The sequence below is a fragment of the Streptomyces enissocaesilis genome (assembly GCF_039533765.1).
Taxonomy (GTDB): domain Bacteria; phylum Actinomycetota; class Actinomycetes; order Streptomycetales; family Streptomycetaceae; genus Streptomyces; species Streptomyces enissocaesilis.
In genome coordinates, this window is the sequence record NZ_BAAAUD010000014.1 from 247,338 (window position 1) to 261,792 (window position 14,455).

The window sequence follows — 14,455 nt, forward strand, 5'->3', positions numbered from 1 at the left end:
TCTCAGAGACGGCGGAGTCCACTCAGCACCCTTTCGAGCAGCGCGCGGTTGGGCTGGCCGGGGGCGTGCCCGGTCCCGTACACACGGATCTTTCCCTGGTCGGCCAAGTCGCTGAGCAGCACACGGACCACGCCCAGCGGCATCTTCAGCAGCGCGGAGATCTCCGCGACCGTACGCATGCGGCGGCAGAGCTCGACGATGGCCCGCATCTCCGGCATGACGCGCGTCTGGAGGCCGCCGTTGGTCAGCTCGCGCCGCTCTTCGGGGGCTTCGATCGCCGCCACGAAGGTCTCGACGAGCAGGACGTGCGTGAAGCGGGTGCGGCCGCCGGTGAGCGAGTACGGGCGTACGCGGGCGGGCCTGCGGCCCTCGCCCCGTACGGGGAGCTTGGCGGCGGACGACGGAACCGGCGTCGGCGTCACAGAGCACTCTCCATCGATTTGCGCAGCTCGCTGCGGAGTTCGGGGGTGAGGACGTGTCCGGCGCGGCCGACGAAGAGCGCCATGTGGTACGCGACGACGCTCATGTCGCAGTCGGGCGAGCCGTGCACGCCGAGCAGCGAGCCGTCGCTGATCGACATGACGAAGACGCTGCCCTCCTCCATCGCGACCATCGTCTGCTTGACCCCGCCCCCGTCCATCAGCTTCGCGGCGCCCTGGGTGAGGCTGGCGATGCCCGAGACGATGGTCGCGAGGTCCGCGCTCGATCCCTTCGGGCCGTCCTGGCGGGCGGCCGGGGCGGCCTGTCCGGCGTTCCGCTCCGGGTCGGAGGAGAGGAGGAGCAGCCCGTCGGACGACACGACGGCGACCGAGAGGAGTCCTGGCACCTCCTCGACGAGATTGCTCAACAGCCAATGGAGATTGCGGGCTTCGCTACTCAGCCCGAATGTGCTGGACGCAGTCAACTGCGTTCCTCCTCAACGGTGTCCCCCTTGGTCTCCGGACGTTCCCCGTTGCCTGAGATCTCTGCCTCGACATCACGACGGCCCTTGATCGCACCCTGCTGGAAACCGCCGAGCCGGCGCCGCAGGGCGTCCGCGTCGACGCCGGTGGAGCGCTCCTTGGGCTGGGCGGGGCCGGGCTTGACGATCCTGGGGGTGCGCTTGGGTAGTCCCTTGTCTGTGACCGGCTCATCGGTGGCCGGCTGGTCGGTGATCGATTCCGCCTCGGGTGCGGCGGACTGCCTGGGCAGCCGCATCGTCCAGGTCGGTTCGTCGGCCGGTGCCCCGGTGTCCGCTTTCCCGTCGGCGACGCGCTCATGCGTGTCGGGGGCGATGGCGTAGGGCCCGGGAGCGGGCGCGGCGGGCTCGGGCTCGGCCTCCGTGGGCTCGGCGGACTCGGGCTCGGCCCCGGCCCCGGGCTCCGGCTCGGCGGGTTCGGCGGGCTCGGCGTCCTGTGCCGACTTCCGCGCGTCCTCGCGGATGGTCCGCTCGGCCGCCGCCACCAGCGGGTCCTCCAGGCCCTCCCGCGGCGACCCGTCGAGAACCGAACGCCCCGGCAGCGCATTGGAGTTGGCCTCCGCGACCGACCCCGGGAGGTTCAGCGTGGGCGCGTCCCCCGCCACCGGCACCACGGGCGGCGCGGACATCGGCGGCGCGGTGGGCAGCAGCGCGTCCGGCAGTACGACGACCGCGGCGATGCCGCCCTGCTTCTGTTCCCGCAGCGTCACCCGTACGCCGTGCCGTGCGGCCAGCAGCGCGGCCACGTGCAGGCCGATGCCGCCGTCAATGCCGTCGCCCGGCTCGTACGCGCAGGGTTCGGCGAGCCGCGCGTTCAGCTCGGTGAGGCGGTCCTGCGTCATGCCGATGCCCTCGTCCTGGACGGAGAGCATCACCTCGCCGCTCTCCAGGAGCCAGCCGGAGAGCTCGACCTTGGCGTCCGGCGGGGAGAAGGAGGTGGAGTTCTCCAGGAGCTCCGCGAGGAGGTGGCTGAGGTCGTTGGCGGCGAAGCCCGCGACCTGGGCGTGCGGCGGGATCGACCGGATGTCCACCCGCTCGTACCGCTCGATCTCGCTGACGGCGGCGCGCAGTACGTCGACGAGCGGCACCGGGCCCTGCTGTCCCTGTCCGTGCTCGGTGCCGGCCAGGACGAGCAGGTTCTCGCCGTGGCGGCGCATGACGGTCGCCATGTGGTCGAGCTTGAAGAGGGTGGCGAGGCGCTCCGGGTCCTGCTCGCGCTCCTCCAGGCTCTCGATGATGCCGAGCTGGCGCTCCACGACGCCGAGCGTGCGCAGCGAGAGGTTGACGAACGTGGAGTGGACGGTGTGGCGCATCCGCTCCAGCTGCGTGGTGGCCTCGGCCACCTGCTCCTGGAGTTCGGCGCGCTGGGTGGCGAGGGTCTCGCGCTGGCCGATCAGGTGTGTACGGTCACCGGCGAGCTTCTCCGCGCGGGCGCCGGCCTCGGCGAGCCTGGCGTGCAGCGTGTTGAGGGACCGTACGACCTGGGCGAACTCGTCGTTGCGGCCGGTGAAGCGGATCGGCTCCACGGTGGCCGCGCCCGCGGTCCCGCCGTCCGCCGTCCCGCCGTCCGCGGCCTTGGCGCCCGCGGTCTGCGGTGCGGCGGCCAGCCTCGCCGCGCCGAGCCGCAGCACGGCCAGCGGGCGGGTGAGCGTACGGGCGACGGCCGTGCTGGCACCGACGGCGAACAGCAGGCAGGCGCCGGCCAGGGCGATCCGCAGCTCCAGCGCGGTGACGTCGTCGTCGCGCAGCCGGGAGAGCCGGGTGACCTGCGCGGATCCGAGGGAGGACTCGACGCCGCGCATCAGGTCGATACGGGCCGACAGCGCGGCTCCGGCCTTCGCGCGGTCGGTGCCGAGCTCGGCGTCGGAGAGCCGGGGCTGGTCGGTGAGACGGGTGAGGTACTCCTCGGCGGTCTTGACCTCGGGGCCGGTGACGGTGACCTCGAGGGACTCGCGGGCGGCGGCCCCGGCGGCCTGGTCGAAGTCGGCGAGCGCGGCGAGTTCGCGTACCCGCGACCGCTGGGCCGCGGTGCTCAGCGCGTCACGGGTGCGGGCGCTCGGGGAGTCCGGGTCCTCCTCGGCGGGGACGAGCAGCCCGGTGACGGGGTCGACGCGGCTGCCGGTGTTCTCGCGCGGCACGGAGAGCGCGGCGAGCAGGAGCCCGCGGGTGGCGGCGGCCTGTTCGACGGCCCGGCCGAGTGCGGCGGGCGCCCGGGTGGCCTCGGCGGCGCGCGGAGGCGTCCTGTCGGCGAGCTCGTCGGCGAGGTCCTGGAGCTTCTCGATCGCCTCGGTGTACGCCTTGTGGGCCTCCAGCGCGGTGCCCTCGCCGGTCAGGGCCTCCCTGCGGATGCCGGGAATCCTGGCCAGGTCGCGGCGCAGACCGGCGGGGGCGGCGAGTTCGATCTCGTCCATCTGCCGGTCGACGCGGGCGCTGTGGTTCTCCGACACCCCCTCGCCCTTGCCGCCGCGTGCGGCGCCGTCCTGGGCAGCGCCCCCGGCGCCTTCCCCGTCCCCGTCGGCGTCCGCGCCGCCGCGTCCGGCCGCGATGTACGCGGTGACGTCGTCGCGTTCGTCGGCGAGGGAGTGGGCGAGCGTGACGGCCTGCCGGTTCAGCTCGGCGAGGGTGACCAGGCGCTGGGAATCGGAGAGTTCGGATGAGGCGCCGAGGATGGCGGGCGTACCGGCGGCGAGGACGGTGACGCCGACGACGGCCACGCCGGCGACCAGCCGACTGCGTACCCGTACGGTGCGTTCGGTCCGCTCGCCATTACCGCTATCGCCCCGAGGCCGCTTTTTCTGCACCGGTGCTCGCATTCTTGCTTGACTCGTCTGCTCATGTGGCCGAGGTGACGACTCGTCACACAAGAGAGCGCCCCTGTCCCAGGAATGGCTTCAGACCATTCCAGCGCTTTTGGGAAGAAGTCGCGCATCACCCGCTCCGCCACTTGAACGAGTGAACAACACTCGGGAGTTGACGAACAACTTCCGATCCGGTCCGCCTCGCGGGCGCGCGGAGCGCCGGTTGGAAGTTCCGCCCGGCCTTTGGCAGGATGCGCCCCCGCAGCTTCGCGGAGTGTCCCATTCCGCCCATAAACCCGCGCCCCACCTGCCGGTACGGGCCAACTGGCGGCGCCGGGAAGCCATCGGGCGGCGTCCGGCGCCCTCATGCAGACTTGGCCGTATGCGCTTCGAACTGGCCACGGCCCCCGGGGACCCCGAACGCCCCAACGAGGACTGGGCGTCTGTCGCCCTTCCTGCCACCGGCCGGGGCGGGGCGCTCGTCCTGCTGGACGGCGTGACCCCTCCGGCGGGCGATGACGGATGTCTGCATTCGGTCCCCTGGTTCACGGCCAGGCTCGGTGGCGCATTGATCGAATTGTCCACTTCACGGCTGGATCTCCCCCTCACCGAGATCCTCGCGGAGGCCATTCGCCGCACCGCCGACGCCCATCGCCGCACCTGTGACCTTTCTCACGTGCGGACGCCGCAGGCGACGGTGGTCCTGGCGCGCTGGGGCGCGGAAGAGGTCGAACACCTGGTGCTGTCGGACTCGGCGCTGCTGCTGGAGTCCGCGGACGGCACGGTGCGCGCGGTGCTCGACGACCGCCTCGGCCTCGTCCCCCGTGAGGTGCTCGCCTCGCTCACCGCGACCGACGCCCTGCGCAACGCCGAGGGCGGCTTCTTCACGGCGGCGGCCGATCCGGCGGTGGCGGCGCGGGCGGTGACGGGCGTGGAGCCACGGGCGCGGGTGCGGGCGCTGGCGGCGCTCAGCGACGGGGCGACGCGCTGGGTGGACATGTTCGGGGAGGGTGACTGGGCGGACTGCCTGGACGTACTGCGCAAGGAGGGCGCCCAGTCGCTGATCGACCGCGTCCGGTCCCTGGAGCGGGAGACCGGCGGCACGAGGGCACCGCTGGTACGCCGCTGGAAGCGGCACGACGACGCGGCGGTGGTCTACGCGGAGCTGTGAGCGGAGGCGGGGGACGGGACGGAGGCCGAGGACGGGGCAGGGGCGGAAGCGGGGCGGGGGCGGAAGCCGGGCACGCCCGCCCCGGATCCTCCGGGGACCCTCCGGGGTTCCGGCTCAGCCCTCCGCGCGGCTGTTCAACTGGTGGAGCAGGCGGGCGAGTTCCGCCACCTCCGCGCGGTCCCAGCCCGCCAGCTTGCGTACGTAACGGGCGCGGCGCGCGTCCCGTACCCGCCGGAAGCGGGCGCGCCCCTCCTCGGTGAGCGCGACCAGCGAGGCCCGGCCGTCGGCCGGGTCCGGCTCGCGCGTGACCAGGCCGAGCTCCTCCAGGGCGCGCAGCTGCCGGCTCATGGTCGCCTTGCCCACGCCGAACCACGAGGCCAGCTCGGTGGCCCGCTGCCGGTCCGCCTCGTCGAGCCGTACGAGCAGCCCGTACGCCGCCGGCTCCAGCTCGGGGTGGACCTCGCGGGCCATGTCGCCGGAGGCGGCGCGGGCCCGGCGCAGGAATACGGCCAGTTCGCGTTCCAGCGCGAGGAATTCGTGGTCCACAGCGCTCGCCTCCGGAACGCGCCCGTCATCCGCTCTTCCGCTTCCGTGCACGTCAGGACTCATTACGCGCTTTCCTCACCCCTGAAGTTTTCTTTCACCAGCGGCCATTGCCGCAGCTCGCCCAGTATTTCGTAGGTTTAGACCAACGGCAGCACCCGGACCCCCTTCCCCGCCTCCTGTCTACGTGCGTAGCTTCATTGCTGACATGTCCACACCAGTGGCTTCGTCGACAGGTCGCCCGCCGGGACCTGCCGGACCGGACCTGTCCCCAGCACCCCCAGCATCCCCAGCATCCCCACCGAGCCTTTCGGAGGCACGTACATGCCCGTGCACAGATCCGGAACGGCCCGCCGCCCGCGCACCGCGGCGGCCGGGATCCTTCTCTCCGTCCTCTCCGCTCTCGCCCTCGTCCTGACCCTGCCGGGCGCGGTCACCGCCGCCGAGAAGCCCGAACGCGGCTCGGCCCGCATGGGCATGGGCGTCGTCAAGCACGACGGCCAGGGCGGCCTGCCGCTCGGCATCCGCGTCACACAGACCGAAGGCGTGGACGTCAGCAGCCACCAGGGCAACGTCAACTGGTCCTCCCTGTGGACCAGCGGCGTGAGGTGGGCCTACGTGAAGGCCACCGAGGGGAACTACTACGAGAACCCCTACTTCGCACAGCAGTACACCGGCTCGTACAACGTCGGCATGATCCGCGGCGCGTACCACTTCGCGACACCTGACGGCTCCAGCGGCGCCGCCCAGGCCCACTACTTCGTCGACAACGGCGGCGGCTGGTCGCGCGACGGCAGGACGCTGCCCGGCGTGCTGGACATCGAGTGGAACCCCTACGGCGCGCAGTGCTACGGCAAGACGCAGAGCGGGATGGTCGCCTGGATCCGCGACTTCCTGAACACCTACAAGGCCCGCACCGGCCGTGACGCCGTCATCTACACGGCGACGAGCTGGTGGAAGACCTGCACGGGCAACTACGGCGGCTTCGGTTCCGCCAACCCGCTGTGGATCGCCCGCTACAACACCACCGTGGGCGAACTCCCGGCCGGCTGGGGCGTACAGACCATGTGGCAGTACACCTCCACGGGGCCCATCGTCGGCGACCACAACAAGTTCAACGGCGCCCTCGACCGCGTCCAGGCCCTCGCCGCCGGCTGACCGGCCGTCCCCGGCCTTTCGCCCTTTCGTTTTCGCGCGGAAGCCGAAGCGGAAGCAGGAAAGCCACAGCAGAAGCAGAAGCAGAAGCCCCCTTCCCTCGCAGTGAGGGAAGAGGGCGTTCCGCAGCCGGGTCACCGGCAGGCGTCCGTCACGCCGCCACCGGCACCCGTACCTCTGCCGGAGCCAGGGCGATCTCCAGGACCTGGCGGACGTCCGTCACCGGGTGGATCTCCAGCTTGTCCAGGATCTCGGCCGGGACGTCGTCCAGGTCGGCCTCGTTCCGCTTGGGGATCACCACCGTCGTGGTGCCCGCCCGGTGTGCCGCCAGCAGCTTCTGCTTCAGGCCGCCGATCGGCAGGACGCGGCCGGTCAGGGAGACCTCGCCCGTCATCGCCACGTCGGTGCGGACCAGCCGGCCGGACAGCAGCGAGGCGAGGGCCGTCGTCATCGTGATGCCCGCGCTCGGTCCGTCCTTGGGCACCGCGCCCGCCGGGAAGTGGATGTGTACGCTCCGGTCCTTCAGGTCACCGACCGGCAGCTCCAGCTCCGCGCCGTGCGAGCGGAGGAAGGAGAGCGCGATCTGGGCGGACTCCTTCATGACGTCGCCGAGCTGGCCCGTGAGGGTCAGGCCCGCGCCGCCCGTCTCCTGGTCCGCCAGCGACGCCTCGACGAAGAGGACGTCGCCGCCCGCCCCCGTGACCGCGAGGCCGGTGGCCACGCCCGGGACCGCCGTGCGGCGCTCCGCCGGGTCCTGGGCGGACTCGGGGACGTGGTGGGGCCGGCCGATCAGAGCGCGCAGGTCGCCGTCCGTGATCGTGAACGGCAGCTCCCGCTCGCCCAGTTCGCTCTGCGCCGCCACCTTGCGCAGCAGGCGCGCCACGGACCGCTCCAGGTTCCGTACGCCCGCCTCACGGGTGTACTCGCCCGCCAGCTTGCGCAGCGCCGAGTCGTCGAGGGCGACCTCCCCGGGCTCCAGGCCCGCACGCTCCAGCTGACGCGGGAGCAGGTGGTCGCGGGCGATGACGACCTTCTCGTCCTCCGTGTAGCCGTCGAGCCTGACCAGCTCCATACGGTCCAGCAGCGCCTCCGGGACGGCCTCCAGGACGTTGGCGGTGGCGAGGAAGACCACGTCCGACAGGTCCAGCTCGACCTCCAGGTAGTGGTCGCGGAACGTGTGGTTCTGGGCGGGGTCGAGGACTTCGAGCAGCGCCGCGGCCGGATCGCCGCGGAAGTCGGAGCCGACCTTGTCGATCTCGTCGAGGAGGACGACGGGGTTCATCGACCCGGCCTCCTTGATCGCGCGCACGATCCGCCCGGGAAGGGCCCCCACGTACGTACGGCGGTGTCCGCGGATCTCCGCCTCGTCGCGTACGCCGCCGAGCGCGACCCGTACGAACTTCCGGCCCATGGCGTGGGCGACGGACTCGCCGAGCGACGTCTTGCCGACGCCGGGCGGGCCGACGAGGGCCAGCACCGCGCCGCCACGACGGCCGCCGACCACGCCCAGGCCGCGCTCGGCCCGGCGCTTGCGGACCGCCAGGTACTCGGTGATGCGCTCCTTCACGTCGTCCAGGCCGGCGTGCTCGGCGTCCAGGACCGCCTTGGCGCCCTGGATGTCGTACTGGTCCTCGGTCCGCTCGGTCCAGGGGAGTTCGAGGACGGTGTCGAGCCACGTCCGGATCCACGACCCCTCCGGGGACTGGTCGGAGGACCGTTCCAGCTTGTCGACCTCCTTGAGGGCGGCCTCGCGCACCTTCTCGGGCAGGTCGGCGGCCTCGACTCGGGCCCGGTAGTCGTCGGACTCGTCCTCACCGTCCTTGCCGTTGATCTCGCGCAGCTCCTTGCGCACGGCGTCGAGCTGGCGGCGCAGCAGGAACTCGCGCTGCTGCTTGTCCACGCCCTCCTGCACGTCCTTGGCGATGGACTCGGCGACGTCCTGCTCCGCCAGGTGCTCGCCCAGCCACTTCACGGCGAGCTTCAGCCGGGCCACCGGGTCGGCGGTCTCCAGCAGTTCGACCTTCTGGGCGGTGGTGAGGAACGGCGAGTAGCCGGAGTTGTCGGCGAGGGCGGAGACGTCCTCGATCTGCTGGACGCGGTCCACGACCTGCCAGGCGGCGCGCTTCTTCAGCCAGCTGGTGGCGAGCGCCTTGTACTCCTTGACCAGTTCGGTGACCGCTCCGGGGAGCGGGTCGGGCAGGGTCTCCTCGACGCTCGCGCCCTCGACCCAGAGCGCCGCGCCGGGTCCTGTCGTCCCCGCTCCGATCCGGACGCGCTCGCGGCCGCGGATCAGGGCGCCGGGATCGCCGTCGGAGAGCCGGCCGACCTGCTCGACGGTGCCCAGGACGCCGATCGCGGCGTACGTGCCGTCGATCCGCGGAACGAGAAGGACCTGCGGCTTGTTGCCACTGGAACGGGCGGCGGCCTGTGCGGCCTCCACCGCGGCGCGTACGTCGGCGTGCGAAAGGTCCAGGGGCACCACCATTCCCGGCAGCACGACCTCGTCGTCGAGCGGCAGCACGGGCAGGGTGAGCGGGTTGGACGTCGATGCCATGATCTCCCCTTCGGCAGTGAACTTGAGCTATGCCGACTCAATGCTTGTGAGCTTCCGAATGTTCCCGGATGCGTGTTCGCTGTGAGCGATCAACGTGCGGAGCCGGCCCGCGCGCACGAGCGAAGCCGCGGCGCCGTCCCGGAAATTCGCTCGGCGGCGCACGGCGGCCCGGGGCACAGTTCCCTCATGGACGCACGGGGGCTGAACCACGACGGGACGATCGCACGCGAAGGCGCGCTGGACCGGGTGCCGCCGGCGTTCGCCGACGCCGTCGACGCGGCCCACGCCCACCTCGCCGGGACGTTCGGCGGCGCGCGCCTGCACAGCGCCTACCTCTACGGCAGCGTCCCCCGCGGCACCGCCGTTCCCGGGGCCTCCGACCTCGACCTGCTCCTCGCCCTCCACCACGAGCCCACCGGAGCCGACCGCGCCGACGCCGAGGCCGTCGAGGCCGCGCTGGACAGCGCGTTCCCGCAGCTCGACGGCGTCGGCACCCTGCTGTTCAGCACCAGCACCCTGCTCAGCGATCTCGAACGTCACGATCTCGGCTTCTTCGTCTCCTGCCTCTGCACCCCACTGCTCGGCGCCGACCTGGCCGAACGGCTGCCCCGCTACGGCCCCACGGCCCTGCTCGCCCGCGAAACGAACGGCGACCTCGCCCTCGCGCTCCCGCGCTGGCGCGCCCGGACCGCCGAAGCCACCACGGACGCCGCCCGCAGGACTCTCGGCCGCGCCGTCGCCCGCCGCCTCGTCCGTACGGGGTTCACTCTGGTCATGCCCCGCTGGGGCGGCTGGACCAGCGACCTCGACGAGTCCGCCGAACTCTTCGGCCGTCACTACCCCGGGCGCGCCGCGCAGATGCGCCTGGCCGCGGCCACCGGCCGTACCCCTTCGGCCGACCCGGCGGTGCTCGGCGTGCTCGTCGACGACCTGGCCCCTTGGCTCGCCGCCGAGTACACGGCCGTGCACGGCGAGAAGGCACCGCGCCCCTGAGCGGCACCCCCGCTCTCCGCCGCCGGCGATCCCTTCCCGCATGGGACCCCTCCACCCGGAAGCGATATGTAATGATCAAATAAAGCATCTGACCATTACACAAGGAGTACAGATGACACCCCGGTCCCCCTCGCCGCTCTTCGGCTCCACCGCCGACGCCGTCCGCGCCTGGGTCGGCGGATGGGTCGTGTCCCGGGGCGCGGCGGACCCCGTGCCCCAGCCCTGGGGCCTCACGGTCGATGTCGGCCTCCCGCACCACGCCACCCGTCACGTCCTGACCGACGCCGACGAGGCGACGGTCCGCAAGCTGGCCGAGGCGTACGCCGCACCGGCCGTCTCGCTCAAGGTGTTCCTGGAGCCGGAGACGGTCGCGCCCTGGCTCGGCCCGGAGTGGAGGCCGGACGGGCCCGGCTGGCTGATGACGACACCGCTGCGCCCGCTGCCCGGCGCCCACGCCCACACCCACGCCCACACCCACGCACCCGACGGCTACACGCTCAAGTCCTGGTGCCGCGGCGGCGTGACGCGCCTGCTCGTCACCGCCCCCGACGGCGGGTTCGCCGCGCGCGGCCAGGTCGCCCCGACCGGCGGGACAGCGGTGGTGGACCAGGTGGAGACGGCCCCCGCGCACCGGCGCAAGGGCCTGGGCGCGCTGGTGATGCGCACGCTCCAGGACGCGGCGTACGCACAGGGCGCCACGGCGGGGATCCTGGGCGCGACGACCGACGGGCGGAGGCTGTACGAGTCGCTGGGCTGGCAGGTGCGCGCCCCGCTGACCGGCGTGACGTACCCGGGAAGCCCGGCATGACGGCGGGGCCCGGCGCGAGGGCGGGCCCGGCGCGAGGGCGGGCCCGGCGCGAGGGCGGGCCCGGCGCGAGGGCGGGCCCGGCGCGAGGGCGGGCCCGGCGCGAGGGCGGGCCCCCGGAGGCGAAGAGGTTTGATCCCGCTGCCGTCCGGCGCCAGGATGGCGCCGACGACAACAGGAAGCACCCGAGAACACCGTCCCGGAGGTTCCCCATGGCCGCCCAGGCCCGCCCCCAGACTCCGCACGCCACCACCGTCGACCGGCGGGAGGGCCCGTACGGGGAGGTCGTCCTGCGGGAGCGCGGAGGGCACTTCGAGATCATCGCCAACGGCTGCTTCCTGATGGACACCTCCGACGGCCGCTCCGAGCGCCTCCTCGTCGACGCCGCCCTCGCCGCACTCCCCGCCGCGGCCGACCTCCCCTCCCCCGCCCTCCTCATCGGCGGCCTCGGCGTCGGCTTCTCGCTCGCCCGCGCCGCCGCACAGCCGCGTTGGGGGCGGATCACGGTCGTCGAGCGCGAACAGGCCGTCATCGACTGGCACCGCGCGGGACCGCTGGCCCGGATCTCGGGCGACGCGCTCGCCGATCCACGATGCGAGATCATTCACACCGACCTGGTGGATTACGTTCGGGAAAACCGGATCGGGAACACTGGTACGTACCAGGACACCCACGACGCGCTCTGCCTCGACATCGACAACGGCCCCGACTGGACCGTGACCGACGGCAACGCCGATCTCTACTCCCCACAAGGGCTTGCGGGGTGCATGAGGCGGCTGAGGCCCGGCGGAATCTTCGCCGTCTGGTCGGCCGGACCGTCCCCGGAATTCGAGGACGCGTTGCGGAATGCCGGATTCAACTTGGTTGGGACGGAAGAGATCCAAGTTGCCCGAGGCGTGCCTGACGTGGTCCACCTCGCGGTTCGCCCTGCGTAGCCGGGACGCTGTCAGTGCCTTTACGCTGCTGCCCTACACGTGGGAATAGAGAAGAGAACTCCCAGGGGCGGGGCAATGGAGCAGACACACACCAGCCACAACGGCCTCGCGGCCACTCCGGGCGCCCAGCGCCGGGTGCTGGTCGTCGAGGACGACGCGACCATCGTCGACGCCATTGCAGCGCGACTGCGCGCCGAGGGTTTCCAGGTGCAGACGGCCGTCGACGGACCGGCGGCGGTGGACGCCGCCGAGGCGTGGCAGCCCGATCTGATGGTGCTCGACATCATGCTGCCCGGCTTCGACGGGCTCGAAGTCTGCCGCCGCGTCCAGGCGCAGCGGCCCGTGCCGGTACTGATGCTGACGGCACGCGACGACGAGACCGACATGCTGGTCGGCCTCGGTGTCGGCGCCGACGACTACATGACCAAGCCGTTCTCGATGCGCGAGCTCGCGGCCCGCGTGCATGTCCTGCTGCGCCGGGTGGAACGGGCGACGCTCGCCGCCTCCACGCCGCGCAGCGGCATCCTGCGCCTGGGCGAACTGGAGATCGACCACGCGCAGCGCCGCGTGCGGGTACGCGGTGACGACGTACACCTGACGCCCACCGAGTTCGACCTGCTGGTGTGCCTGGCGAACACGCCGCGCGCCGTGCTCTCGCGCGAGCAGCTGCTCGCCGAGGTGTGGGACTGGGCCGACGCCTCGGGCACCAGGACCGTCGACAGCCACATCAAGGCGCTGCGCCGCAAGATCGGCGCCGAGCGGATCCGCACGGTCCACGGCGTGGGGTACGCACTGGAGACCCCACCGGCATGACGCGACAGGGAAGGCAGGCGAGGCAGGGGCAGGGGCAGGGAAGGAACGGGCTGCGTCCCTTCTCGATCAAGACCAAGCTCGGCACGCTCGTCGTCGTCTCGGTCTTCATCACCACGGGCCTGATCCTGGTGGCGCTGCGCACCAAGACGGAGCTGCGCTTCATCACCGTCTTCTCGGTCATCGCCTCGATGCTGATCACCCAGTTCGTGGCGCACAGCCTGACCTCTCCGCTGGACGAGATGACGACGGTGGCCCGGTCCATCGCGCACGGCGACTACACGCGGCGGGTGCGCGGCGCGGGCCGCAGGGACGAACTGGGCGACCTGGCGGCCACGATCAACCACATGGCGGACGACCTGGAGGCCGTGGACCGCCACCGCAAGGAACTGGTCGCCAACGTCTCGCACGAGCTGAGAACCCCCATCGCGGGACTCAGAGCGGTGCTGGAGAACGTCGTGGACGGAGTGTCCGAAGCGGATCCCGAGACGATGCGCACGGCGCTGAAACAGACCGAGCGCCTCGGCCGGCTGGTCGAGACGCTGCTCGACCTGTCCCGGCTGGACAACGGCGTCGTACCGCTGAAGGCGCACCGCTTCGAGGTCTGGCCGTACCTCTCCGGCGTGCTGAAGGAGGCGAACGTGATCGCCTCGCAGCGCGGCCTCGCCTCGGGGTCCGGCAGTCATACGCGTACCGACGTGCATCTGCACCTGGACGTCTCGCCGCCCGAGCTGACCGCGCACGCCGACGTCGAACGGCTGCACCAGGTCGTCGCCAACCTCCTCGACAACGCGGTCAAGCACAGCCCGCCGCACGGCCGCGTCACCGTGCGCGCCCGGCGCGGCCCGCAGCCGGAGAGCCTGGACCTGGAGGTCCTGGACGAGGGCCCCGGCATTCCGGAGTCCGAGCGGCACCGGGTCTTCGAGCGTTTCAACCGCGGCGCCCTGCCCGCTCCGCACGGCCCGGGCAGCGACGGCGGTACGGGGCTCGGCCTCGCGATCGCGCGCTGGGCGGTGGATCTGCACGGCGGACGCATCGGAGTGGCCGAATCCGCGCGCGGCTGCCGCATCCAGGTCACCCTTCCGGGGAGTCTCAGGACAGGTAGTTGACGTAGGGTTCGAACCGGAAGCGCACGTTCCCGCGTGTCGCCCACCGGGGGGCACGGTCCAGAGGGGCCGTGGCCGCCTTCAGCCCTACCCGAATACAGCGGAACCAGGCTTGTTTCCCGCCATTCCAAGCGCCGAAACCAGCTCTCCAATGTGACTTGCGCGACGGATGGACGGCCCGGCCTGCACGTCCCGGCCAGGGAGGCGTAGCCTTTATTTCCGCTGTCCATCACCTTGCGAAGCGGAAGAGGGCGGTTAACGCCGTGTCGTCTCAGTCCCCCAGTAGCCCGAGCGTCTCGACCGACCAAGACGGGCAAGGGAAGAACCCTGCCGCTGCCTTCGGTCCCAATGAGTGGCTCGTCGACGAGATCTACCAGCAGTACCTCCAGGACCCGAATTCGGTCGACCGCGCCTGGTGGGACTTCTTCGCCGACTACAAGCCCGGTTCCACCCCCGCGGCGGAGAAGACCGCCACCCCCGAACCCGATGACGTGACCGGGGCCGCCGCACAGCCGGCCCAGGCCGCCCCGGCACCCGCCGCGCCCGCCACCCCGGCGACGCCCGCGGCCACCCGGCCGGCCCCCGCGGCGGCACAGCCCGCCGCCCAGGCCCCGGCCCCCGCCGCCG

At 72.2% G+C, this 14,455-nt stretch carries 13 protein-coding genes; 8 read left to right on the forward strand and 5 right to left on the reverse strand.

Annotation, left to right across the window (positions count from 1 at the left end; all coding sequences use genetic code 11):
• Positions 1 to 2 precede the first annotated feature (2 nt).
• From ABD374_RS08145 to ABD374_RS08155, 3 genes are read right to left on the reverse strand one after another with little or no spacing between them, the layout of a single operon-like run.
• Complete coding sequence (locus ABD374_RS08145; RefSeq protein ID WP_344492938.1) at positions 3 to 422, reverse strand: DUF742 domain-containing protein; 420 nt, start codon at positions 420 to 422, stop codon at positions 3 to 5.
• Entirely contained in the window at positions 419 to 904 is a 486-nt protein-coding gene (locus ABD374_RS08150) for a roadblock/LC7 domain-containing protein (protein WP_344492940.1), read from the reverse strand. The genes ABD374_RS08145 and ABD374_RS08150 overlap by 4 nt, the downstream gene beginning before the upstream one ends.
• Positions 901 to 3,759, reverse strand: coding sequence for a sensor histidine kinase (locus ABD374_RS08155; protein ID WP_425577159.1), 2,859 nt, complete (start codon positions 3,757 to 3,759; stop codon positions 901 to 903). The genes ABD374_RS08150 and ABD374_RS08155 overlap by 4 nt, the downstream gene beginning before the upstream one ends.
• 379 nt (positions 3,760 to 4,138) lie before the next feature.
• On the opposite strand from ABD374_RS08155, the gene ABD374_RS08160 reads away from it, so the two are divergent.
• Positions 4,139 to 4,927, forward strand: coding sequence for a hypothetical protein (locus ABD374_RS08160; protein ID WP_344492942.1), 789 nt, complete (start codon positions 4,139 to 4,141; stop codon positions 4,925 to 4,927).
• A gap of 114 nt (positions 4,928 to 5,041) precedes the next feature.
• Here ABD374_RS08160 and ABD374_RS08165 read toward each other — a convergent pair whose 3' ends face one another.
• On the reverse strand, positions 5,042 to 5,536 hold the full coding sequence (locus ABD374_RS08165; RefSeq protein WP_425577160.1) for a MarR family winged helix-turn-helix transcriptional regulator: 495 nt from the start codon (positions 5,534 to 5,536) through the stop codon (positions 5,042 to 5,044).
• A gap of 258 nt (positions 5,537 to 5,794) precedes the next feature.
• On the opposite strand from ABD374_RS08165, the gene ABD374_RS08170 reads away from it, so the two are divergent.
• Positions 5,795 to 6,628 carry a lysozyme gene (locus tag ABD374_RS08170; RefSeq protein ID WP_344492944.1) on the forward strand — a complete coding sequence of 278 codons (834 nt, stop codon included), beginning with the start codon at positions 5,795 to 5,797 and terminating at the stop codon, positions 6,626 to 6,628.
• 148 nt (positions 6,629 to 6,776) lie between these two features.
• Here the strand turns inward: ABD374_RS08170 and lon are convergent, their stop codons facing one another.
• The gene (gene lon / locus ABD374_RS08175) at positions 6,777 to 9,179 is read right to left on the reverse strand and encodes an endopeptidase La (protein WP_344492946.1); all 2,403 of its coding nucleotides are present in this window, start codon (positions 9,177 to 9,179) and stop codon (positions 6,777 to 6,779) included.
• Positions 9,180 to 9,365: 186 nt separating this feature from the next.
• On the opposite strand from lon, the gene ABD374_RS08180 reads away from it, so the two are divergent.
• From ABD374_RS08180 to ABD374_RS08205, 6 genes are all read left to right on the forward strand, one after another.
• The gene (locus ABD374_RS08180; protein ID WP_344492948.1) at positions 9,366 to 10,172 is read left to right on the forward strand and encodes a nucleotidyltransferase; all 807 of its coding nucleotides are present in this window, start codon (positions 9,366 to 9,368) and stop codon (positions 10,170 to 10,172) included.
• 112 nt (positions 10,173 to 10,284) lie between these two features.
• Positions 10,285 to 10,980, forward strand: coding sequence for a GNAT family N-acetyltransferase (locus ABD374_RS08185; protein ID WP_344492950.1), 696 nt, complete (start codon positions 10,285 to 10,287; stop codon positions 10,978 to 10,980).
• A 209-nt stretch (positions 10,981 to 11,189) separates the two neighbouring features.
• Positions 11,190 to 11,912 (forward strand): spermidine synthase family protein, encoded by a 723-nt coding sequence (locus ABD374_RS08190; protein WP_344492952.1) that lies wholly within the window; start codon positions 11,190 to 11,192, stop codon positions 11,910 to 11,912.
• Positions 11,913 to 11,987: 75 nt separating this feature from the next.
• Positions 11,988 to 12,725 carry a response regulator transcription factor gene (locus tag ABD374_RS08195; RefSeq protein WP_069926973.1) on the forward strand — a complete coding sequence of 246 codons (738 nt, stop codon included), beginning with the start codon at positions 11,988 to 11,990 and terminating at the stop codon, positions 12,723 to 12,725.
• Positions 12,722 to 13,831, forward strand: a complete 1,110-nt coding sequence (locus ABD374_RS08200) for a HAMP domain-containing sensor histidine kinase (protein WP_344492955.1) — start codon at positions 12,722 to 12,724, stop codon at positions 13,829 to 13,831. The genes ABD374_RS08195 and ABD374_RS08200 overlap by 4 nt, the downstream gene beginning before the upstream one ends.
• Positions 13,832 to 14,091: 260 nt before the next feature.
• A partial coding sequence (locus ABD374_RS08205; protein WP_344492957.1) for a 2-oxoglutarate dehydrogenase E1 subunit family protein occupies positions 14,092 to 14,455 on the forward strand: 364 nt, incomplete at its 3' end.